Origin of the sequence: Rhodosalinus sp. K401, from assembly GCF_041365735.1 — a bacterium.
Lineage (GTDB): Bacteria > Pseudomonadota > Alphaproteobacteria > Rhodobacterales > Rhodobacteraceae > Rhodosalinus.
This window is the reverse complement of record NZ_JBGFSI010000003.1, coordinates 55,807-77,772: the sequence shown is the minus strand read 5'-3', so window position 1 is coordinate 77,772 and position 21,966 is coordinate 55,807. Positions and strand designations below refer to the sequence as shown.

The window sequence follows — 21,966 nt, the reverse complement described above, 5'->3', positions numbered from 1 at the left end:
TTTCAGCCCCGGGCCAGGTCTTCGGGGCGGAGCAGGAAGGCTTTTCCGAAGCCGCCGTTCAGATGCGCGGCGGTGATCTCGTAAAGAAGGAACGAGAAGTCGGCGAAGCCGATGTAGAGTTGCGCCTTCGGGCGCAGCTCCAGATATCGCTGGGCCATCTCCGGGTGCCCGGCTTCGCCGTGGCGCAGGAACCGCGCCTGCGCGATCAGGGTGATCCGCGGATGCGTGAGCGGGTCGCCCTTCGGCCCGGGTTCGCCCAGAAGCAGCGAACAGGCCGGGTTCGCGGCAAGGGCGCGCGTGTGGTGCGAGAGGTCGGAGACGAGGCTTACCGGACGGCCGCTCGCGTCGGTGGCGACGGCCACGCGGCTGACCATCGGCGCGCCGGTTTCGGGATCGACGACGCCGAGCGAACCGTGTTGCGCGGTATCGACAAGGTGCCGCGCGAGCGCGCGGGCCTCGTCGTCGGCGGGGCGGAACGGATCGGTCATGGCCCCGGTATAGCTTCGACGCCGCGCCCGGGGTAGCGAAACGCGCCGGAAGGTCCGCCCTGCCGAACGATTTTCGAGGGATCCGCGCGTCGAGCATGTATCAATTACGTGACGCAGCAGCCCCGGCTTGCCGCAAGGGCATGGTATCCCGTGGCCGGGACGTGGTATGCTGCGGTGCAGCATGATCGAAGGGCAAGGGGGACGCATGGCAAGGGGCCGCATCATCACCGTCGCGCAGCAGAAGGGCGGCGCGGGCAAGACCACGCTTGCGGCCAATCTCGCCGTGACCTGGGCGCGCGCCGGGCGGCGCGTGGCGCTGATCGACACCGATCCGCAAGGCAGCCTCGGGCGCTGGTTCATGACGCGGCTGGAACGGTTGGATCCTCCGGGGCTGGAATTCGCCACCGCCTCGGCCTGGGGCGTGGGCTACGAGTGCCGGAAATACGCCGACAGCCATGACATCGTCATCGTCGACACGCCGCCCAAGGCCGACAGCGACCTGCGCCCCAGCCTGCGCGCGGCAGACCTCGTGCTGGTGCCGGTCGCATCGAGCCATGTCGATCTCTGGGCGACCGAGGGTGTCCTCGATCTGGCCCGGCGCGAGGATCGCCCGGCGCTCGTGGTGATGACGCGGGCCCGGGCCAACACGCGCCTCGGCGCCGAGGTCGCCGAGGCCGCGGCGGCGCTCGAGGCGACGCTGGCCGAAACGCCGATCGCGAACCGGGTCGTTTACGCGCAGACCCTGGGCCAGGGCCTCGGCGCGGCGGAGGCCGGGCGCTCGCCCGCCCGCGACGAGCTGGAGCGCCTCGCCGCGGAGGTCGATCGGCTGCTCTGATCCGTCGCATGGCGGTGGCGCGGAGCGGACAAGCGCGGTAGACGCGGTGACGATGGATGAGGATCCCGCGATGACCACTGCCGACCCGCTTGCCGACCTCCTTCGCGCCGACGGCGCGCGCCGCGGGCAGACCGTCTCGCGGCTCGGCTATTTCTGCGCACCCTTCCGTCCCGAAAGCGGCCCCTACGCCGATCGCGTCATCAAGGTCTACCGCGCGCTCTCCGATCACGCCGCGCTCGAGCGGCTGGCGGCGGCGCATGACGCCTACGTTGCGGCGCTGACGGCAACCGGCGTGCCACTGCCGGAGACGGAGTTCCGCCTCGTGAGGACGGGCGCGGTGCTTCGGCCCGTGATCGTGCAGGAGGCGCTGCCGGCCGAAACCATGATGCGCCCGAAGCTCCGGGACGTCCCGCGCGAGGAGGCGCTCGCGCTGCTGGAGTCGGCCGGCGCGGTGATCGCGCGGTTCTGGAACGCGGCGGACCGGTTCGACACGCGCATCGGCTTTCACCCGTCGATCCGCAATTTCGCGGTGCGCGACGGCGAGGCCGTCTTCTTCGACACCTTTCCCCCGCTGATCCACTACTCGCGCGAGGAGATGGGCAGGCTGCTTCTCCAGTTCTCGGAAAGCCGCCTGATGCGCTGGGCCGGGCCACTCGTGCAGCGCCGCATCACGGCGATCCAGGACGAGTGGTATTCGCCCGCCGAGACGCTGGTCGGGCTCGTGGGCTCGGCCTGCCGGCTGCGCCCCGCGGATGCGGAGGCCATCCTGGACTGGGGCCGGCGCTTCGCGCCGCGCGCCATGCCGCGCTGGGCCGACGAGATCGCCGAAGGCCTCGCGCGGCCGCCGCGCCTTCCGGGCGAGTGGACGGCCGTGCGCCGCCTCCTCGGGCTGGAGGGTGAACCGAACGTCTGAGCGACGGGGCTTGGGTCCGGTGCCGGGTTCGTGCGATAGTCCCGCGGACACAAGGGAGAGAGAGCTTATGCTCACCATCGCGAGCGATGCGCCCGGGCAGACGGTCATCACCACGTTCGAAACGACGCCCGGAACCTGCCAGGACGTGCTGGACGCGCTGACCGACGCCTACCGCAGCTTCATTTCGAAGCAGCCGGGCTTCATCGCGGCCGGGCTTCACGTCAATGACGCGCAGACACGGATCGCCAACTACTCGCAATGGGAGCGGCGCGAGGATTTCCTCGCCATGCTCCGCTCGGACGAGATGCGCGCGCGCAACCGCAAGATCAACGATCTCTGCCGCAGCTTCGAGCCGGTGATGTACGAGGTGGCGGCGACCTTCGACTGACCCCGGTCAATGACGGGCCGGCGCAGGATGTCGGAAAGTGCCCGAGCGAAACACGAAAAACGGACAGGAACTGCCAGACATGTATTCCCATATCCTCGTGCCCATCTCCTTTGACGAAGACCGCGACGCCGCGGGGGCGGTGCACGTCGCCCGCGTGCTCGCGGGCGCGGAAAGCAAGGTCACGCTCTTCCACGTGATGGAGCGCGTGCCATCCTATGCCATCAATTACCTGCCGCAGGACTACGTCGCCTCGGCGCGCGCCGCGATCGAGGAGGAACTGGCGAACATGGCCGAAGACCTGCCCGGCGCCGGGGCCATGGTCGTGGAGGGTCATGCCGGGCGGACGATCCTCGACTGGGCGGAGGAGAACGATGTCGATTGCATCGTCATCGCATCGCACCGGCCGGGGATGCAGGACATGCTTCTCGGAAGCACCGCCACGCAGGTGGTGCGCCATGCGAAATGCTCGGTTCACGTGATACGATGAACCGGGCCATATAGGGAGGAAACGACATGAGATACGCATTCGCACTTGCTGCGGCGCTGGCCGCGACCACGGCCCTTGGCGAGGAGGCCCCCGTGAACATCACGCCGGAGATGTGGTCCGTGACGGTTGAGACGCGTTCGGGCCCGGTAGAGATCCGGCGCGCCCAGGATCCGCAGAACAAGCTCGAGGGCGACTGGGCGCGCACCTCGCGGCCCTGCCCGGAATTCTGCATCCAGCCGAACCAGCCCGCCCCCGGCGTGACCACCATCGGCGAGCTTGAGCTTCTGGATCTGCTGCAGGATCCCGAGGTCATCGTCGTCGATAGCCGGACGCCCGACTGGTATGCCGGCGGCACGATCCCGGGCGCGGTGAACATCCCCTACACCGAGGCCGTCGATCGGCTGGGCGAACTGGGCTGCGAGATCGATTTCGATGGCTGGAACTGCGAAGAGGCACAGCCCGTGGCGCTCTTCTGCAACGGGCTGTGGTGCGGACAGTCGCCCGCGGCGATCCGGCGAATGATCGAGGCGGGCTTCCCGGCCGAGCGGATCCACTACTACCGCGGCGGGATGCAGACATGGCGTCTGCTGGGACTGACGGTCGCAGGCGGCGAGAGCTGAGGCGCCGGGATCGGGCTTGCGCCGCATCCTGCGGCGCCCCATCTCCTGCCGGAAGCAACAGGAGGTGCCCGACCATGCAATGCCCGATCGACGGAACCCAACTCGTGATGACCGAACGCGCCGGCGTCGAGATAGACTACTGCCCGCAATGCCGCGGCGTCTGGCTCGACCGTGGCGAACTCGACAAGATCGTCGAGCGCAGCGCGCCCGCCGCCGCGCCGATGGGCGCCGGTGACCGGGACCGCGGTTTCGACGAAGACGATTACGACCGGGCGAAAGGCCGCAAGAAGCGGCGCGGCGGCTTCCTGGAAGAGCTGTTCGACTTCTGAGCCGGACAGCCCCGGGGCGGTACGGATACACTCACCGCGCGCCCACGGCATCCCGCATCCGCGCGGTGGGGACGTCGTGCGCGACGCAAGAACTTGTGCGCACTGAACGCCCGCCCTCGGCGACCGGGCGGGCCCGCCTGTCGGGCGGGGTCCGTCACCATATGGCGTGCCGTACCCGGGGGCGGGCACGTGCGCTGCGTCAGCCGTGCCCGCGCAGGAACTCCTTGCAGTCGAGTCCGAGCGCGTCCAACCCCGCCATGAGATAATCCGCGGCGAGCGGCGTGCCACAGATGTAGCCCGGCGTCTCGTCCGTGTGCTCCGTGACGGCCGTGCGGCGCAAGTCCGCCCAGTCGCCACCGTCGCGGCCGAACCACATCAGCGTCACGAGGTCGACCTGCTGTTCGAACGGAAGATCGGACAGGATCGATGTAAGCTCCTGCTCCACCGGGTCGGAAGGCCGGTCCTCGAGCACCGCGGATTCGATATCGTCGTCGTCGAGCCGTGAGGCGGACGGGTCGGTCGATCCCTGCTTCGCCTGCCGCTCGTGCAGTTTCGCCACGATGAAACAGACGGTATCGAGCGGGACCGAAATCTCGATGTCCTCTCCCGGGCTCTGCGGCGGGGGCGTTTCGCGGTCGGCCGGCGTCATCGGTCGGGCTCCTTTCTTACGGGAAAGATTTTGCTGGCGGGAAGTCTCGCGCGGCGGTGCCGCATGGGCAATAACCTGCGTCAACTTTGCCGGCGGGGGCGCGCGTGTCGATGCAGCGGCCGTTTCGGGCTCACCCATGCGGCGAGGCGGGCGACCCGGCGAGGTGACGGTCGAACCACGACGCGGTCTTTTCCATCATGGCCCGAAGCGTGCCCGGCTCCTCGAAGAGATGCGTGGCGCCCGGCACGATCGCGAGCCGCTTTTCGCAGGGCAGTTCGGTCAGCGCCTCCTCGTTCAACGCGATGACATCCGTGTCGCGCCCGCCGACGACCAGCAGAGTGGGCGCATGCACGCGCTGAAGCGACGCCCCGGCCAGGTCGGGCCGCCCCCCGCGCGAGACCACGGCCGATACGGCCTCCGGCCGCTCCGCCGCCGCCACCAGCGCCGCGGCGGCCCCGGTGCTCGCGCCGAAGAGACCGATCCTCAATCCGCGCACGGCAGGTTCCTGGCCGAGGCAGGAAAGCGCGTCGCCCACCCGGCCCGCGAGCAGGGGAATGTCGAAGACGTGGGAGCGATCCCGCGCCTCGCCGGGGGTCAGAAGGTCGAAGAGGAGCGTGGCGTAGCCCCGCCCTCCGAGCCACTCCGCCACCGCACGGTTGCGCGGGCTGAACCGGCTGCTGCCGCTGCCATGGGCGAAGACGACAAGCCCGCGCGGCGCATCGGGCAGGGCGAGGTCGCCCTCCAGGCGGCCGCGGCCGGACGAGACGGGGATGTCCAGTTCGATATCGCGAGGGCCGGTCATGCCGCCACTGTGGCGTCCCGCGCCGGGGCCGCAATGACGCCCGTCAATCCTCGGCTGCGCGCAGCGCCTGCCGGGCCAGGGCGAGGTACCGGCGCGCCGCCGGCGCCCATTTTCCAGGCGTGCGCGGGTCCGGGTCGAGCAGATGGTCCATCGAAAGCCGCGCCCGCGTCAGGCAGCGCAGCACGCGGTAAAGCGCGGCCAGGCCCGGCGATGGCGGGGCGATGCCCTCCTTCTCGAGACGCGCGGTCAGCGCCGGTCCGAGATCCGCGTCGCCGAGGATCTCGCTTTCGAGGCCGAGATAGGCGGCCTCGTCGAAGGGATCGACGATGCGCAGGTCGATGCAGAATTCCACGCGGTCGAAAACGGTGACCGGATCGGTGAAGCACACATGCTCTGGCCTGAGATCGCCGTGACCCTCCACGACGAGGCGATCGGCGACGCGCCCCATCACCTCGCGCCGGCGATAGGCAAGCGCGGCGACGGCGCCGCGGCCCACCTCCGCCGCCTCGGGGCCGAGATCGGCGCCCCACCGGGCGAGCGCGTCGCGGCTGCGCCGCGCCTCGGCGAACATGAAGGACCAGTGCCGCGCGGCCCGTCCCGGCGGAAGGGGCGGCGCCGCGCGAAGGAATTGCGCGATGCGCTCGCCCAGCGCATCGCGCCACAGGGGCGGGCAGGGGCGCCCGGATTTCAGGATGGTCTCGAGATTTCGCGCCTCGGGCAGGCGGCGCATGACGACCACCCTGTCGATCACCTCTCCGGGGGTGTCGAGCCCGATCCGACCGGACGGCGCCCGGCGCACCGGCGCGACCCCCAGATAGGTCTCTCCCGCGAGGGGGCGGTTGAGCCGCAGTTCCGACAGGCAGGCCATGAGCCGCCGCGGCGCGCTCGAGAAGTCCAGGTGGCTGCGGGTGACCGGCTTTTTAAGCTTGAACGCGCGGTCGGCGGTCAGGAACACGAGGGCGGCATGGGTCTCGACCACCCGTTCCGGGGCCAGCTCGCGCTCCAGCGCGGCCCGCGTCAGGTCGTGGAGCGCCCGGGCCTGATCTGGCATCAGCGCGCCCGCGCTCACGCCGGGCTGCGCGCCGCGACGTGCGCGCAAGGTGTCGGGTCTCCGGTTCGCCTCATCGCGCCTGCCTCCGTTCGCGCGGGACCTTGCGGGGCGGCGGTGGCACGGACATTGACCGGGGTCAATGCGTGCCCTCCACGGGCGCGGTTGGCTCTCGCCATGCGATTCTTCGCCCTCGACACGGAAAAGAGCCTTGCACAGGCCGTGGCGGATGCGGGCGGCTTTGCCATCGATCCCCATGAAATCCGCGATTTCGAGGAGGGCGAGCACAAGGGCCGCCCGCTGGTCGACGTGCAGGGCGAGGACGTTTTCGTGCTGGCCGGGCTGCGCGGGAGCGGAGCGTTATCGACCAACGACCGGCTGATCCGGACGCTCTTCTTCATCGGCGCGTGCCGCGATCACGGCGCCGCTTCGGTGACGGCGATCTGCCCGCTTCTGCCTTACGCGCGGAAGGACCGGCGGACCAAGCCCCACGATCCGCTCGGCGCGCGCTACGTCGCCCAGCTGCTGGAAGCGGTGGGCACGAGCGCCGTCGTCACCGTGGAGGCCCACAACCCCGCGGCGTTCGACAACGCGTTCCGTATCCCCGCCCTGCACCTCGACGCGCGGCAGCTTTTCATGCGCCATGTCCGGGCCCGCGCGGGCGATGCGCCCTTCGCGCTCGTCTCTCCCGACATCGGCGGGTTCAAGCGCGTGCAGCTTCTGGCCGAGAGCTTCGACGAGGCGGAGCGCGCGCGCCTGTCGCTGGGGCTTTGCGAGAAACGCCGGTCCGGGGGCGTGGTGTCGGGCGGGTTCTTCGCGGGCGACGTCAGGGATCGCCCGGTCTGGATTCTCGACGACATGATCGTGGGCGGGGGCACGATGCGCCGGGCGATCCGCGCGAGCCTCGAGGCCGGCGCGTCCGAGGTGCGCCTCGCCGCGACGCATGCGCTTTTCGATGCCGAAACCCTGGACGGGCTGATCGCGGAAGGCGCACGGGAGGTGGTGGTGACCGATACCGCGGCGCCGCTGGATGACGGGCTGCGCAAAACGGCCGGCCTCGAGGTGCTTGCCATCGCACCCGTGATCGCGGCGTGCGTCGCGCGCCTGCGGGGCGGAACGGCCGCGGATCTGTGTCACGCGGACTAAACCTTCCGAGCACGTTGAACGCACGGTTCCTCAGTCTACCTTACCCTACGTAAGAAAGAACAGGGAGGAGACCATGTTTCTTGCATCTGTCGGCCGCGGCCTCGCGGCGGTGTTCATTCTGGCGGTTCCGGCGCTCGCGCAGGACCGCACGTCCGCGCCGGAGGACGCGCGCGCCTACATCATCTCGCCCGGCGACGGCGCGACGGTGTCAAACCCGGTCACGATCCGGTTCGGCCTCGACGGGATGGGCGTCGCGCCGGCCGGAACCGAGGTGGAGGGAGCCGGGCATCACCATCTTCTCATCAACGTCGATCCGGCGAGTTACGACTTCAGCCAGCCCGTTCCGGCCGATGACCGGCACGTCCATTTCGGCGGCGGCCAGACGGAGGTGACCAAGGACCTGCCCGCCGGCACGCACGAGGTCTGGATCCTTCTGGGCGATGCGTTCCACATGCCCCATGACCCGCCGGTCATGTCCGAGCCGATCACCATCACCGTGGAGTAATCCGCGCAAAGGCGGACTTTCCGCGCCTTTGCCCGTTGCCGCATGGCCCTTGGCGCCGAGGCGAGCGTTTCAAGACTTGCGGATGACCCTCCCTCTCTTTGGACGAGGCGCGCGGCCCCCTGCTTGCGCGCTCCGCCTCGCGAGGACAAGCATCGCACGGGGCTGGGAAAACCGGTGCTCCCCGCCTTATCATCCCGGCCATGACGATCCGACGGGAGGGAGATCGAGGATGACAGGGGTCAGGACCGAACGGCGGGGCCGGGTGCTGGAGGTCACGCTGGACCGACCAAAGGCCAACGCCATAGATGCCGCCACGAGCCGCGCCATGGGCGAGGCGTTCCGCGAGCTGGCCGAGGATGACGCATTGTCGGTCGGAATCGTGACCGGCGCGGGAGAGCGGTTCTTCTCGGCCGGATGGGACCTCAAGGCCGCGGCGGCGGGGGAGGCGGCCGACGCCGATCAGGGCGTGGGCGGCTTCGCGGGGCTGACCGAGTACTGGGACCTCGACAAGCCGGTGATCGCGGCGCTGAACGGGCTCGCGCTGGGAGGCGGTTTCGAACTGGCGCTCGCGGCCGACATGATCGTGGCGGCGGAGCACGCGGAGGTCGCGCTGACGGAAGCCGCGCTGGGGATCGTGGCGGACTCCGGCGGCGCGATCCGGCTGCCCCGGCGCCTTCCCCGCGCCGTGGCCATGGAGATGATGATGACCGGCCGGCGCGTCGGCGCACCGGAACTCGCGCGATGGGGCCTCGTCAACGAGGTCGTTCCCGGCGCGGATCTCATGGCGGCCGCGCACGCGTTGGCGGATCGGGTGGCCGCGGCCGCACCGCTTTCGCTTCGGGCGATCAAGCAGATCGTGCGCGCCACCGAAGGCGCCACCGAACGCGCGGCGTTCGGGATCATGCGCGACGCGGATCTGCCGGCCTATCGCGGCCTCTACGCGAGCGAGGACGCCGCCGAAGGCATGGCCGCCTTCGCCGAGAAGCGCGCGCCCGTCTGGAAGGGACGCTGACAGTGGCCGAGACCTACGACCCGCCGCTGCCCTGGACGGGCGAGATCGCCGCGCCGCTCACTTTGTTCCGGACGCGCGTCCGGCCCGAGTGGCTGGACGAGTACGACCACGTCAACACCGCCCATTACGTCACGATCTGCGACCATGCGAACTGGGCCTTCTGGAACTGGATCAATGCCCCCGAGGCCACGATCGAGGCGCGCGGCGGCCAGGAATACGTGATCGTCGAGACCCATGTGCATTACCTCGACGAGCTTGCGCTGGACACGCCGATCCACGTCACCACCCGGCTTCTCGCGCACGATGCGCGGCGTTTCCTGCTTTTCCACGAGGTATGGAAGAGCACGAGCGGGACGCGCGCCGCGACGAACGAGGTGAAATGCCTGGCCTTCGACCTCGACGCGCGACGGGCCGGAAGCTGGCGGCCCGTTGTCGCCCGCAGGCTCGGCGCCGTCTCGGCCGCCCACGCCGGGCTCGAAAGGCCGGTGCAGGCGGGCACGGGGATCGCGCTCAGGAACCGCTGAGACCAGCCCGCGCTTCCGGCGCCCGAACCCTTTCGGCCTTTTCGCGGGCATCGCCTGCCGCAGGTCCGTGTTCCCGGACCTGAGATGACGACACCGCCCGCTTCATGCGAAGACCGTCCGGCGCCCGAGGGCGTGGCTCGGGTCTGCGCGCCGACACGCCAACGCCGGCCCGCGGCCGACTCTCTACTTTCGCGCGTAGGCGTCCTCGTAGCGGACGATATCGTCCTCGCCGAGATAGCTTCCGGTCTGCACCTCGATGAGCACCATCGGCACCTTGCCGGGATTTTCCATCCTGTGCACGGCCCCGAGCGGCACATAGACGGACTGGTTCTCGCCAAGCAGCCGCTCCTCGCCGTTCACGGTGACCCTGGCGGTGCCCTGCACCACGATCCAGTGTTCGGAGCGGTGCACGTGGCTCTGCAGCGATAGCGTTGCGCCGGGGTTCACGTGAATGCGCTTCACCTGGAAGCGGTCGCCGCGCACCAGCGTCTCGAACCAGCCCCAGGGGCGGTAGTCCACGGGCAGCTGCACGGCCTGCGCCGCGCCACGCGCCTTGAGCCGACCGACGGCCTCCTTCACGTCCTGCACGCGGGACATGTCGGCCACCATCACCGCGTCGCGCATGGCCACGGCCACCACGTCGCGCAGGCCGATGCCCACCACCTCGATGTCGGCGCTCTCGGAGCGCAGGAGCGTGTTCTCGCAGTCGAGCGCGGTGGCCGGCCCGGAGAGCGCGTTGCCGGACCCGTCCCGCCCGCTTTCCTGCCAGACCGACTCCCAGCTTCCCAGATCGCTCCAGTGCCCGTCGAAGCGCACGACGCTCATGTTCGCGGCCTTCTCCATCACCGCGTAGTCGATGGACTGCTCGGGCACGCCGGCCCAGAGCGCGGCGTCGATGCGAGTGAAGCCGAGGTCGCGCTCGGCCGCGTCGAGGGCGGGCTCCACGGCGGCGAGGATCTCGGGGGCATGGGCGCGGAACCCCTCGATGAGCGCGTCGGCGCGGGCGAGGAAGACGCCGGCGTTCCAGAGATGCCGCCCGTCCGCCAAGAGACCCTCGGCGGTGGCGGCGTCAGGCTTTTCCACGAAGCGGGCGAGGGCGGCGACGCCCGGATGGGTCTCCTCGGCGCCGATCTCCAGCCAGCCATAGCCCGTCTCGGGCCGGGTGGGGGCGATGCCGAAGGTGACGATCCGCCCCGCCTCGGCCGCCGGCAGGCCGCGCGCCACCGCCGCGCGGAACGCCTCCGGATCGGCCACGGCGTGGTCGGAGGGAACGAGCAGGATCACGGCCTCCGGATCGGCGCGATGGGCGATGAGCGCGGCGGCGGCGGCGGCGGGGGCGGTGTTGCGCCCCTCGGGCTCGATCACGACGGCGGCCGGCGAGACGCCCAGCTCGGCGAGCTGCTCGCCCACGATGAAGCGGAAGGGCTCGCCGGTGATCACCACCGGATCGCCGAAACCCGCGCCGGTGAAGCGCCGGGCGGAGGCCTGGAAGAGGCTTTCCTCGCCCAGGATGTCGGCGAACTGCTTGGGATAGCTCTTGCGCGAGAGCGGCCAGAGCCGCGTCCCGGACCCGCCGCAGAGGAGGATGGGGGTGATCATGGGGTGGACGTCCTCTGTCTCAGTCCTGACCGGGCCGGAAGAAGAAACTGCTCGCAAATGTTGTAGAACGTGTCGTCCCAGTGAGTGAAAGTCTCTAGAATTTCAAGCTGCCGGCTCGTGAGCTTTGTCTCGGCTTCTTCGATAGATGCTGGTTCCGGAGCAGCGTTCTCCCGAGTCGGTTGATACTTCTTTATAAGCTCTTGAGTCACGAGAGTTGCCAGAAGCTCGTCAAATTTTTCAGTAAGGCCCACCACCATGTCAGGCGAAAATGCATTTCCAATTGCATCCCGAAGCAATGCTGCCTCGTTGCCAATATCTGCATGCGTGAAACTTCCGGAAATCCGCCTGATTTGACTGTTGTCAACTTCAATCCTTTGGTTTTCCTCATCCACGCAGAACTCTAAAAAGTCTCCGAACTCCATATTGCGTTCCGTGAGGAAGGTATGCATTGGATGATCGCTGCGTCGCTTTATGTAGTTGAAGTAGCTGAGTAATCGGGGGCGGGCTCGTCGAATGGCGCAGATATAAACGGTTCTTCGGCCAAGCTCTCTCCCTATGCCGTGCCACAGGTGGCCAAAGACAAGACGTATACGATTCCGGGTCGACACAGGAAGTCCTGCAAGTATTTCCCTTTGTCCTGCGTCGAGTGCAAGTTTCTCTCCATCTTGGAAGTTCGATGCCAGTATCTGCGTTAAACTGGTTCCTGCGGTTTTCGGCACGTGCAAATGGACCAAGAGGGGAGGGCTGGACGCAGTGTGAGGCTGCCTGTCGGCGGTATCCCTCTGGGGCCTCATGGCCGCAAAGCGGGCGGCAAACTCCTCGGACAGAAGGAAGGTGCGACGCAATCCCTCGATATTTCGCTGTCGCGATTGCATTCGCTCAAGCTCGATTGCCGACGGTGATCGGCCAAGGAACAGAGTGTAGGCGAGTGTGATCTCTTCTTTCGAGAGCGTCATTGGCTGATCTTTTCCCCCTCGCTTTCGTGCCTACCTCTGAGTTTCTAAAATCTCCCGCAGCCGCGCGCCGTAGCGTTGGGCGACGGCCTCGGCGGAGAAGTTTTCGCGCACGTTGCGGAAGGCGGCCTCGGCTTTCCGTTCGCGCGCGGCCGGGTCGTCGCGCAGGGCGCGGAGCTTGGCGGCGGCGTCGGCGATGTCGGGCTCGGCCCATTTCTGGCCCGGGCGCACGAAGATGTAGTCGTCGGGGGCGAGCGTCACTTCCTCGTAATCCACGAGCCAGGCGGTCTCGTCCGAGCAGAACTCCATGTTCCCCGAATAGCCCGTGCAGAGCACCGGCACCTTGAGGTTCATCGCCTCGATCATGCCGAAGCCCCAGCCCTCGGAGCGGTGGAGCGAGACATAGGCGTCCGAGCCCGCCTTTAGCTCGAGAAGCTGGTCGTAGGGCAGGGTCTCGTTCATCAGCAGGATCCGCGGATCCTCGGCCAGGATCGCGTCCACCCGCTTCCAGATGCGCGCCTGTGCCGGGTCGAACACGTTCTCGCGGTTCTGCGTCTTGACGATCAGCCGCACGTCCGGGTCGTCGGGGAAGGCGCGGCGGAAGGCCTCCAACACGCCCACCGGGTTCTTGCGCTGCACGAAGGAGAAGCTGTCGAAGGTGACGAGCACAACGAACTCGTCGCCGCGGAAGCGGAAGCGGCGGTCGATGAAGCGGCGCGCCGCAGCCCGGTCGATCTCGCCCAGCTCCTCGTAGCACATGCGGACGTTGCGCACGGGCTTCTCGGTCTCGGGCTGGTAGATCGAGACGCCGTACTCGGTGGAGACCCAGATCTCGTCCAGGAGATCGAGCGCGAGGTAGTGGCAGAGCGCCGGGCTGTCGAGCTCCCAGAAGAAGTAGCCGATGTTGTAAGCGCCCGAGAACACGTCCGGCCCGTAGGCGTACACGAGCGGGATCGATTCGGCGTTGAGGTGGATGAGGTTCACCCGGGCCGCCCGGTAATCGGCGACCGCGCTCGCCGAGGAGAAGCCCTCGGGCGCGGGGTTGTCGAGGCCGAAGTCCACGCGGTTGAGCGAGAGCCCGGTGTGCTCGAGGATGCGGGCGGAGAGCCGGGTGGCCTGGCCGAGCCCCGAGGCCTTGGCGAAGGGGCCGATCACCTGCACGTCCACCGGCTCGCCCTTCGGCCGGGGCAGCGCGGCGGCGTGCAGCCGATGGCCCTCCTCGGTGCGGGTGAGGAAGCTGTGGCTCGGCAGGTCGTAGCCCTGCAGCCGGAGCACGGCCGCGTAGCGCTCGGCGTCGAGCGGGGCCTCGGGCTCCGGCATGCCGAGGGTCACGCAAAACTCTTGCAAGAGCGAGGGCGCGCCGTCGCGGGGCGCGAGCAGGGTGCTGAGCGAGCGGTGCGGGATGTAGCGGAGGATATGGGGCTCCTCGACCGCGCGCACCAATGCGCAGAGCGTGTAGGCTGTCCTGTCCGCGACGCGCGACATGTCCAGGAAATGGTCGTCCTGCGTGGCGTTGAAGCGGTATTCCATGAAGCGCGAGAGCGGCATGCGCTTCTCGCGGTGCTGGGGATCCACGAGGCGCATGGCATCGGCGATATGCTGCGGGACGAGGCAGTCCTCGACGCCGAGACCCGGGGCTTCCTCCCCGGCCCACCAGTAGGCGACATGGCCGAACCAGGCGGGGTCGGAAAGGTTCAGGCTCTGCAGAAGGCCATGGTGCTGCACGAGCCGCCACCACATGAACCGCGTGAGCGCGAAGCTCTGGCCCCCCATCACCAGGGGCGCGTTCAGATGATCGATCAAGTCCTTGGTCAGCGGGGTCCGGAGGCCGGTGCGCGTCGGCCCGTAGCCCACGAGATACCAGTTGAGGAAATGATCCAGGTCCGCCGGCGTGCCCTCGGTGTCGTATTGCGTGTCCACGCGAAGGCGGAATTTCGCGAAGTCGAGATAGGCGGGGAGCTTCGTGCTCTCTCCCGACCTTTCTCCCGGCGCGGCGCGGCGGGTCGACAGCAGGCGCGCATGGGGGGCGAGCGACGGGCGTTCGAGCGACGCGTTGGCCCCGTCGATCTCCGACAGGAGCGACTCGAGCAGCAGCAGCGGGTCGGCAAGGTGGGCGCGCAGGCGGTCCGCCTGCGCCTCGGTGAGCGACAGCGTGATCGCGTCTTCGCCCGGAAACTCGCAACGCCCGATCAAGGCCTCCGTCCCGACCGGGCGGACTTCGAGCGTTTCCCCCCGCTTGCCGAGCGTCTGCCGCATGCGCTCGGTGATCGCGAAGGCGAAGCCCGCCTTGCCGTCGCCCATGCCGGCCTTTTCGACGTCGGCCCGGTACAGATCGGCCACGGTGGTGGCGAGCAGGCGGTCGCCCGCGTACAGCCCGACGCGCAAGCCGCCCTCGCGCGTGTCGGCGCGCACGACCCAGCCGTTCAGCCTGTCGCCGGCGAGCCCGTCCACATGGCCTTCGAACGGGACGCCCGCGAGGCCCTTGTCGTCCTCAGCCCAGGGCATCGTAGTCGGCCTTCGCCATCATTTCCGCGAGCTCCCGGATGCCCACCCGCGGCGCCCAGCCGAGCTTTTCCCGCGCCTTGCTCGCGTCGCCGATCAGCAGGTCCACCTCCGCCGGGCGGAAGAACTTCTCGCTCACCTCGACGACGCGGCGCCCCGTCCTGCGGTCCGTGGCCGTCTCCTCGACGCCCGCGCCCTGCCAGTCGAGCTCCATCCCAAGCGCCTCGGCCGCGTAGGTCACGAAGTCCCGGATCTTCGTCGTCTCGCCCGTGGCGAGCACGTAGTCGTCCGCCTCGTCCTGCTGGAGCATCCGCCACATGCCTTCGACATAGTCTCCGGCGAAGCCCCAGTCGCGCTGCGCCTCGAGATTGCCGAGCACCACCGGATCCTCGGCGCCCCGCGCGATCGCGGCGAGGCCGAGGGTGATCTTGCGGGTCACGAATTCCTTCCCGCGAAGCGGACTCTCGTGGTTGAAGAGGATGCCGCTCGAGGCGTGCATTCCGAAGGATTCCCGGTAGTTCATGGTGATATAGTGGCCGTAGACCTTGGCCACGCCATAGGGCGAGCGCGGATGGAACCGCGTCGTCTCGCTTTGCGGCACCTCCTGAACGAGCCCGAACATCTCCGAGGTCGAGGCCTGGTAGAAGCGCGTCTCCGGCTGCATCGTCCGCAGCGTGTCCAGGACACGAACGACGCCCATGGCATTCGTGTCGGAGGAATAGATCGGCAGATCCCAGGATGCTCCCACGAAGCTCTGGGCGGCGAGATTGTAGAATTCGTCCACCGGGACGTCGCGGATCGTGCGATAGATGTTGTTCATCTCCGCGAGATCGAACTCGTGAAGCGTGAGGTCGCCAAGAATGCCGAGTTGTTCGAGGCGTTGGGTTTCGGGGTGCGAGATCCGGCGCACGCCGCCATGCACCCTGTATCCCTTTTCCAGCAGCAGCCGGGCCAGATATGCTCCGTCCTGACCGGTGATCCCTGTGATGAAAGCGGTTTTCACCCCGTCATGCCCTCTGCTTCGCCGTGTGTGGCCGACATTGGCACCTCCCGTTGGGAACACAACCCCAAGGCGGCATTCGTCCCGATGTCGATAGGGTAGACTGCGCCACATGACACCTGCAATCCCGCTTGTCGGGTGTCGCGGCCGAATTCGACCCGGACCCGTCGCCCCGGTCGCCGGTGGCCCTCGCGGACGGTTCGAGAATTTCCGGGTTCAGCCGGTCGAGTTCGTTCCCGATGATCCGTGGCGGCCGGTGCCATGCCGCTTTTCCGGACAGTGGCCATTGCGCGTTTACATGCGTTCGAGCGTGGACTACCGTCATCAAGTCCGGGTTTTATCGGAGGGACGACATGGCGGTTTTTCTGCTCTCCTACGATCTCAGGAACGAGGCCGGCCATGAGTATTACCACGGGTTCTGGGCCGAACTTTCAAGGCTCGGCGCCCACCGCGTGCTGGAAGGCGCCTGCATGGTGAACCTGAATACCGAGAATCCGCGCCAGGTCGTCGAAACTCTGAAAAAGCTGACCGACGATTCAGACCGCGTCGTGGCGGTGCGTATGGAGCCGGGAAATTACTGGTATCTCAACGCCTATCCGAAAACCAACGACTGGCTGTCGCGCAACGCCCCGGCTGCGATGGTTCCCCCGGCGCAAACGCCCCTCGACTCCTGATCTTTTGCGCTCGCAGGCTCAGCAGGGGCTGTCCTTGAGATGCTCGGACGCCCACATCGCGGCCTGCGTGCGATTGCGCGCGCCGATCTTTCGATAGCAGGTCCGCAGATGCACCTTGACCGTGGATTCGCAGATCCCGAGGTCCTTGGCGATATCCTTGTTCGATACCCCACCCGTGAGTTTCCGCAGGATCGCGAGTTCGCGTACGGACAGCCGCAGCGTGGCCGGTGCCATCCTGTTTTCGAGATCGGGCACCGGCGGACCGTCCGCCATGCCGGGCCGTTCCCGGAGCGGGGAGGAAGCAGCAGCGGCAGGATGCATCCCGCGGCTGACGCTGAAGCCTGCTCGGACTACCGAGACCGCGCCCAGCAGGGCCTCCGATGTGCAATCGTTCGTCAGCATCGCGCTCAACATGTTCGCAAGGCGGGAGGCGGTATCATCAGGAAGCGGTTCGCATGTGACCAGGATGAGCCGGTGTTGCGGGGCGCGGGTGGTGTGGGCGTGCAAGTCTTCGATAAGAGCGTCGCCCGGCTGGTTGTCGTGCACCACCACTGTCGCATCGGCCCTGTCATCGGCAAACTCGGTCAGGCTCTCGCGAATCTCTATCGGCCCGAGGCCGGCCTGCTCGAGACAGCCGCGCAGCAAGCTCGCGACGAGTTTTTCCCTGCAAACGACGTAAACCTTCATGCGGACACGTCCCGATCTAACCTGGGCTGTGCGCCGGGGTGGCCGTCGCTCCGAAGCGTGGCCGGCCGGCGCGAGGCCTGGCGAAAAAGTAAATACAGAAACCTGTATTCAATATGGCGGTAGATCGTCCTTTCACGATAGATTCTTCGAACGGTCTGGAGAATCTCAATTCCGCGCCAAGCCGAGCTGTTGTCGCGGCAGTTCTCGGTTAATGAATTGTAAACAGGTGCAATCTTCCCTATTCTTCGATGCTGTTGGGCCGTGCTGACGCGTCCTTTCGCGCTGAAACACTGTGTTTCCGTTACGGAAAGTGCGCGAAAAGATAGTGCCAGGCAAGTGGATTCAGTTTAAGGTTGTGTCGTGTGGTGACCGCGCTGACCTTTAGGGGTAAGCCTTCGCCATCTCCCGTCGCGAACTTCCGCTGACGCAAGACTTCCCTACGAAAGTGTTAATACTCTTGCGCGTCCTCTAGCGCGGGCCGTCTCGTGTTAACCTTACCTGACGTAACGGTACGACCGGGGGGAAGATCGTATGTGGTTGTCTGAGTTCCCTGCCGTTCAGGCGGGTCTTTACCATTATTCCAAGGTGTTCAGGCGAGGGATTTCCGCACTTTCCGGCACAGCATTCGCAAGGCTCGACGTCAGGGGCGGCGTCTGCATCAGTTCCGACGAGCAATTCGCCGATGTATCGCGCCCCCGCGCGCCATGCCTCGTGGAACGTTCGGACATCTCGCCGGGTACCGTCGTGGACGTCGCGCGCGTCCGGCCCTCGCGTTTGCGGGGCTGGTTTCACGGTGCCGACGTTGCTGACGCGGCATGGGCCGCTTACGAAATCCGATTCGCGTCGGGAGGCGTGGATGCCATCGCGCTGCGGCTCGAGGGCGGCGCCCACGACCCGCATTGCGACGGCATCATCGCGGCGATCTGGCCAATGCTCCGCGAGGACTGCCTCGAGGAATTGTCGGGCCGGAAGGAGGCCGCGGCCGCCGATGCCCTGCTCTGGATGATTTCGAAGAGGATCCAGGCCGGCGTGCTCGTGCTGGACGAGCGCGGGCGGGTCGTCCGCGCCAACGCCGCGGGCGCAGAGATCCTGCGCGAGGGGCGGCTTCTGCGCGAGGCGGCCGACGGGCTGCACTGCCCGACGCCGAACGAGACCCGCGCGCTGCGCCATGCCTTGAAGGAGTGTCTGACACAAGGCGCGGACACCGAGATGATCCTGTTCCTGGAGCGTGACGGGGACTGTGGCCGGCTGCCGGTCTCGTTGTCGAGCTACCCCGGCGAAGATCTCGTCGTGGCGCTCATTGCCCGGGAGCCCGACCCGAAGCGTGTCGAGATGATCGCGCAGAAGATGGGGCTGACCCCTGTCGAGGCCCGGGTCGCCGCGCTCATGCAGCTCGGCATCCCGAACCGGCAGGCGGCTTACATCGCCGGGGTCAAGGAGCAGACGTTCAATACATATTCCAAGCGCGTTCTGGCGAAGCTCAACATGAGCAGCCGGGCCGAGATGGCCCACATGCTCACATGGCAAGCCGGGATGGGGAGAGCCTGATGACCACGTATTCGCAAAAGACATACGAGGCGGCGTCCGAAGCCCGCGGCCCGTCCGGTCAGGGCGTGGTCCGACCGGCCGAGGGGGCTGGCGCCTCGACGGGCCCGCAGGCACCGCTCGCGCCGGGGCAGCCCAACCCCGCCGGGCAGGCCGGCGCCGACGCGGCGCAGGCCGAAACGGCCCGCCTGACCAGGGCGGATGCGGAACTGCTCTATCGCGCGCTCGTGTCCGACAGCAACGCGCCGCTGGCGCGGCGCGGCGATCTGGTCGAATTGCACAACCGCTTCGTGAAGCTCTTCGAGACGCTGAACGAGGGGCTGGGCGAGGCGCAGGCCCGCAAGGCGGCGGACGATCGCGCGGCGATCACCGAACGCCTCGAGGTGATGGAAGACGCGGTCAACCGCATGGAAGGCGCGCTGAGGATCGAGTTCGAACCGGTGCTGCGGGCCGCGTTGCGCGATGTGGTCGCCGAACAGAACCGGCCGAAACGACGCCCGGTGCGCGCCACGCTTCGCGTCGCGGTCCTGCTCGGCTTGGGGGTGGCGCTGGGCGCCGCCCTGCACCAGCCGATCCGCGACGGGGCGCAGGCGGCGGCCGTCGCCGCGACGCCGGTTCAAGGCAAAATTATGGCGATTTTGTCCCCAAATGGGGGCAGTTCCGAAACGGCCTCCGAGCTTGAGTAAAGCACAGGCGGAGATCGCCTTGTCGGCCTGCCGGACGTGATCGGCGGGCCATGCGAACCCGGGACGAGTGGGCCGCTGTGGCTGGCTGTCCTGTTTGATTTGGAGGAAGACAATGCCCGAGATCAGCTTCAACGAGCCGTGGGAGGTCTGTGACCCGACCTGCGACATCGTTTACCAGAACCATGATCCCGACGCCCCGAACTACAACGACGGCATCTGGGAAGCGTCCGACAACGGCGGCAACGTCATCGACCTGAACGACCACCAGGCGGCCGACAACGCCCGCGGCCGTCACGGCGATGACGCGCTCTACGGCAACTCGAACGGCAACCAGCTTCAGGGTGACGAGGGCCACGACTACATCGAGGGCCGCCTCGGCCGCGACATCATCACCGGCGACGAGGGCAACGACTGGCTCTTCGGCGGCGACGGCACGAACACCACGCAGGATGGCGACGACTGCATCGATGGCGGCACCGGCTGCGACTACATCGACGGCGAGAACGGCAACGACCTGCTGCTCGGCGGCACCAACGTCGATGTGATCTTCGGCGGCGCCGGCAACGACACCATGTTCGGCGACGACGGCGACGGTGACTACACCAACGGCGATCTCGGCGACTACATGGATGGCGGCTCCGGCGACGACTGCATGGACGGCGAAGGCGGCGACGACTGCATGTATGGCGGTTCGGGCAACGACACCATGTACGGCCGCACCGGCAACGACAAGATGTCCGGCGGCCTGGGCAACGACCGCATGGCCGGCGGCCTCGGCGACGATCTCATGCTCGGCAACGAGGGCAACGACGAGATGTTCGGCGATGTCCGCCAGGGCAACGGCGACGACCTCGACTTCGGCTCCGACACCTGGCTCGGCAATCTCGAGCCGGCACCCGGCGGCAACGACGTCATGGCCGGCGGCTCTGGCGACGACATCATGGATGGCGGCGCTGGCGACGACTGGATGGTCGGCGAAAGCGGCGAGGACCTGATGTTCGGCGGCCGCGGCAGCGACATGATGGACGGCGGCGCGGACCGCGACGTTCTTCAGGGCGATGCCGGCGTCGACCGGATCCGCGGCGGGTCCGACAACGACGTCATCGAGGGCGGCGCGCAGGGCGACATCCTGTTCGGCGACTTCGCTAACACGCAGCGCATCGACGAACTCGGCATGATGCATACGCCCGGCAACATCTACTTCGGCTGGCACGTCCGTCATGGCGAGATGGCCGATTTCGTCAACGGCGAAAACGGCGGCTACTTCGGTGGCGAGCATTTCGGCGGTCTGTTCCTCCAGTGCCCCACGCTCGTCGTTGAAGAGGACGACGGCGAAGAAGGTGCCGACCTCATCCGTGGCGGTGGCGGGCATGACACCATTTTCGGCGAAGGCGGGAACGACAAGCTCTTCGGTGACAGTGGCGACGACTTCATCTCCGGCGGTGACGGCAAGGACATCCTCGTCGGCAACTGGGGCGATGACACCCTCTACGGCAACGATGGCATGGACCGTCTCTTCGGGCGTCAGGGCGACGACCTGATGTTCGGCGGTAACGACCGCGACATGATGAAGGGCGGATCCGGCCGTGACACCATGTTCGGCGAGGAAGGCAACGACGTCATGCACGGCGACTCGGGCTGCGATTTCATGTCGGGCGGCACCGGACGCGACTTCATGTATGGCGGCGAAGACGACGACGTCATGCAAGGCAACGCCGACAGCGACGTCATGTGGGGCGACTCCGGCGACGATTACATGGAGGGTAACCAGGGCTTCGACGAGATGTATGGCGGAACCGGCAACGACGTCATGCTCGGCGGGACCGGGAACGACACGATGTCCGGTAACGAAGGCCAGGATCTGCTTTACGGCGAAGAGGGCAGGGATGACCTCTACGGCAACGAGGGCGCAGACTTCCTCGACGGCGGGGCCGGCGACGACAACCTCTATGGCGGTGCTGGCAACGACTTCCTGAAGGGTGGCGAAGGCCAGGACAACCTCTGGGGCGGTGCCGGCAAGGACGTCTTCATCATCGACCTCCAGTGGGACGGCGTCGCCTTCTCGTCGGCCGATGGCGAGACGCCGGGCGACACGATCCACGACTTCAACATCGACGAGGATCAGGACGTCCTGCTCTACCGCGTGACGAACGTGGGCGACGGTCTCGGCACGAGCGCGCAGCAGGCCTTCGAGGCGCTGAACGGCAACGCGCCGAACACCGGCGTTCCGAACGGGCTGGCGCAGGTCAGCGACGACGGCACGGACGTGACCATCGAGATCAACGGCTCGAAGGTGACGATCCTGGGTCTCGGCCTCGAGAACCTGGCGTCGAACTTCACGTCGCTCGGCCAGGACGCGATCCCGATCGGCGGCACCGGCATCAACGCCGTGTCGTCGGGCGATCCGGGCTATTACGAGGCCATCAAGGTCGTCACCAGCGACATGGGCTTCGACGACAGCCACGGCTACTTCGACACCAACGAGTGCTGGTCCGGCTTCAGCATGCCGACCGACGACGGCATGAACGTCTCGTGACGGCTTAAAGAACGAGGGGATCCGGGTTCGCCGCGTGC

The 21,966-nt window shown here is 67.5% G+C and carries 23 protein-coding genes; 14 read left to right on the top strand and 9 right to left on the bottom strand.

From position 1 onward, the window contains the following. Positions 1 to 2 precede the first annotated feature (2 nt). Entirely contained in the window at positions 3 to 488 is a 486-nt protein-coding gene (locus AB6A66_RS04640; protein WP_371037334.1) for a HugZ family protein, read from the bottom strand. Positions 489 to 693: 205 nt separating this feature from the next. Between AB6A66_RS04640 and parA the strand changes: the two genes are divergently transcribed. The 6 genes from parA (at position 694) to AB6A66_RS04610 (ending at position 4,060) form a co-directional block, all read left to right on the top strand. Beyond that, the gene (gene parA, locus AB6A66_RS04635; protein ID WP_371054973.1) at positions 694 to 1,323 is read left to right on the top strand and encodes a ParA family partition ATPase; all 630 of its coding nucleotides are present in this window, start codon (positions 694 to 696) and stop codon (positions 1,321 to 1,323) included. 70 nt (positions 1,324 to 1,393) lie between these two features. Next, positions 1,394 to 2,236: a DUF6206 family protein gene (locus AB6A66_RS04630; RefSeq protein ID WP_371054972.1), complete on the top strand. Its 843-nt coding sequence runs from the start codon at positions 1,394 to 1,396 to the stop codon at positions 2,234 to 2,236. 67 nt (positions 2,237 to 2,303) lie between these two features. Continuing rightward, positions 2,304 to 2,624, top strand: a complete 321-nt coding sequence (locus tag AB6A66_RS04625; RefSeq protein WP_371037331.1) for an antibiotic biosynthesis monooxygenase — start codon at positions 2,304 to 2,306, stop codon at positions 2,622 to 2,624. A 79-nt stretch (positions 2,625 to 2,703) separates the two neighbouring features. Then, positions 2,704 to 3,111: a universal stress protein gene (locus AB6A66_RS04620; protein ID WP_371037330.1), complete on the top strand. Its 408-nt coding sequence runs from the start codon at positions 2,704 to 2,706 to the stop codon at positions 3,109 to 3,111. A gap of 26 nt (positions 3,112 to 3,137) precedes the next feature. After that, on the top strand, positions 3,138 to 3,731 hold the full coding sequence (locus AB6A66_RS04615; protein ID WP_371054971.1) for a rhodanese-like domain-containing protein: 594 nt from the start codon (positions 3,138 to 3,140) through the stop codon (positions 3,729 to 3,731). A gap of 74 nt (positions 3,732 to 3,805) precedes the next feature. After that, the gene (locus AB6A66_RS04610) at positions 3,806 to 4,060 is read left to right on the top strand and encodes a zf-TFIIB domain-containing protein (RefSeq protein ID WP_371037328.1); all 255 of its coding nucleotides are present in this window, start codon (positions 3,806 to 3,808) and stop codon (positions 4,058 to 4,060) included. 199 nt (positions 4,061 to 4,259) lie between these two features. Here the strand turns inward: AB6A66_RS04610 and AB6A66_RS04605 are convergent, their stop codons facing one another. The 3 genes from AB6A66_RS04605 to AB6A66_RS04595 all read right to left on the bottom strand — a co-directional run bounded on the left by AB6A66_RS04605 (position 4,260) and on the right by AB6A66_RS04595 (position 6,562). Beyond that, complete coding sequence (locus AB6A66_RS04605; protein WP_371054970.1) at positions 4,260 to 4,709, bottom strand: DUF3775 domain-containing protein; 450 nt, start codon at positions 4,707 to 4,709, stop codon at positions 4,260 to 4,262. A gap of 130 nt (positions 4,710 to 4,839) precedes the next feature. After that, positions 4,840 to 5,511 carry a dienelactone hydrolase family protein gene (locus AB6A66_RS04600; RefSeq protein ID WP_371054969.1) on the bottom strand — a complete coding sequence of 224 codons (672 nt, stop codon included), beginning with the start codon at positions 5,509 to 5,511 and terminating at the stop codon, positions 4,840 to 4,842. 43 nt (positions 5,512 to 5,554) lie between these two features. Continuing rightward, positions 5,555 to 6,562, bottom strand: coding sequence for a hypothetical protein (locus AB6A66_RS04595; protein ID WP_371054968.1), 1,008 nt, complete (start codon positions 6,560 to 6,562; stop codon positions 5,555 to 5,557). Positions 6,563 to 6,736: 174 nt separating this feature from the next. Here AB6A66_RS04595 and AB6A66_RS04590 point away from each other — a divergent pair, with 174 nt between their 5' ends. The 4 genes from AB6A66_RS04590 to AB6A66_RS04575 all read left to right on the top strand — a co-directional run bounded on the left by AB6A66_RS04590 (position 6,737) and on the right by AB6A66_RS04575 (position 9,746). Beyond that, positions 6,737 to 7,705, top strand: coding sequence for a ribose-phosphate diphosphokinase (locus AB6A66_RS04590; protein WP_371054967.1), 969 nt, complete (start codon positions 6,737 to 6,739; stop codon positions 7,703 to 7,705). A gap of 73 nt (positions 7,706 to 7,778) precedes the next feature. Then, entirely contained in the window at positions 7,779 to 8,210 is a 432-nt protein-coding gene (locus AB6A66_RS04585; protein WP_371054966.1) for a DUF4399 domain-containing protein, read from the top strand. Between the two features lie 229 nt (positions 8,211 to 8,439). Then, the gene (locus tag AB6A66_RS04580) at positions 8,440 to 9,222 is read left to right on the top strand and encodes an enoyl-CoA hydratase-related protein (protein WP_371054965.1); all 783 of its coding nucleotides are present in this window, start codon (positions 8,440 to 8,442) and stop codon (positions 9,220 to 9,222) included. A 2-nt stretch (positions 9,223 to 9,224) separates the two neighbouring features. Further along, positions 9,225 to 9,746, top strand: a complete 522-nt coding sequence (locus tag AB6A66_RS04575) for a thioesterase family protein (protein WP_371037321.1) — start codon at positions 9,225 to 9,227, stop codon at positions 9,744 to 9,746. A 183-nt stretch (positions 9,747 to 9,929) separates the two neighbouring features. On the opposite strand, the gene AB6A66_RS04570 is transcribed toward AB6A66_RS04575, so the two are convergent. From AB6A66_RS04570 to gmd, 4 genes are read right to left on the bottom strand one after another with little or no spacing between them, the layout of a single operon-like run. Beyond that, positions 9,930 to 11,345, bottom strand: a complete 1,416-nt coding sequence (locus tag AB6A66_RS04570) for a mannose-1-phosphate guanylyltransferase/mannose-6-phosphate isomerase (protein ID WP_371054964.1) — start codon at positions 11,343 to 11,345, stop codon at positions 9,930 to 9,932. After that, complete coding sequence (locus AB6A66_RS04565; RefSeq protein WP_371054963.1) at positions 11,342 to 12,301, bottom strand: hypothetical protein; 960 nt, start codon at positions 12,299 to 12,301, stop codon at positions 11,342 to 11,344. The genes AB6A66_RS04570 and AB6A66_RS04565 overlap by 4 nt, the downstream gene beginning before the upstream one ends. Positions 12,302 to 12,331: 30 nt before the next feature. Beyond that, the gene (locus AB6A66_RS04560) at positions 12,332 to 14,803 is read right to left on the bottom strand and encodes a glycosyltransferase (protein ID WP_371054962.1); all 2,472 of its coding nucleotides are present in this window, start codon (positions 14,801 to 14,803) and stop codon (positions 12,332 to 12,334) included. After that, positions 14,790 to 15,803 carry a GDP-mannose 4,6-dehydratase gene (gene gmd / locus AB6A66_RS04555; protein WP_371054961.1) on the bottom strand — a complete coding sequence of 338 codons (1,014 nt, stop codon included), beginning with the start codon at positions 15,801 to 15,803 and terminating at the stop codon, positions 14,790 to 14,792. Before gmd ends, AB6A66_RS04560 begins: the two co-directional genes overlap by 14 nt. Before the next feature lie 350 nt (positions 15,804 to 16,153). Between gmd and AB6A66_RS04550 the strand changes: the two genes are divergently transcribed. Beyond that, a complete protein-coding gene (locus AB6A66_RS04550) occupies positions 16,154 to 16,474 on the top strand; it encodes a hypothetical protein (RefSeq protein WP_371054960.1) in 321 nt (106 codons plus the stop codon). A gap of 18 nt (positions 16,475 to 16,492) precedes the next feature. Here the strand turns inward: AB6A66_RS04550 and AB6A66_RS04545 are convergent, their stop codons facing one another. Beyond that, positions 16,493 to 17,161, bottom strand: a complete 669-nt coding sequence (locus AB6A66_RS04545) for a LuxR C-terminal-related transcriptional regulator (RefSeq protein ID WP_371037315.1) — start codon at positions 17,159 to 17,161, stop codon at positions 16,493 to 16,495. An 852-nt stretch (positions 17,162 to 18,013) separates the two neighbouring features. Here AB6A66_RS04545 and AB6A66_RS04540 point away from each other — a divergent pair. The 3 genes from AB6A66_RS04540 (at position 18,014) to AB6A66_RS04530 (ending at position 21,928) form a co-directional block, all read left to right on the top strand. Further along, positions 18,014 to 18,709 carry a LuxR C-terminal-related transcriptional regulator gene (locus tag AB6A66_RS04540; RefSeq protein WP_371054959.1) on the top strand — a complete coding sequence of 232 codons (696 nt, stop codon included), beginning with the start codon at positions 18,014 to 18,016 and terminating at the stop codon, positions 18,707 to 18,709. Further along, complete coding sequence (locus tag AB6A66_RS04535) at positions 18,709 to 19,392, top strand: hypothetical protein (protein ID WP_371054958.1); 684 nt, start codon at positions 18,709 to 18,711, stop codon at positions 19,390 to 19,392. The genes AB6A66_RS04540 and AB6A66_RS04535 overlap by 1 nt, the downstream gene beginning before the upstream one ends. Positions 19,393 to 19,504: 112 nt before the next feature. Then, a complete protein-coding gene (locus tag AB6A66_RS04530; RefSeq protein WP_371054957.1) occupies positions 19,505 to 21,928 on the top strand; it encodes a calcium-binding protein in 2,424 nt (807 codons plus the stop codon). Positions 21,929 to 21,966 lie beyond the last annotated feature (38 nt).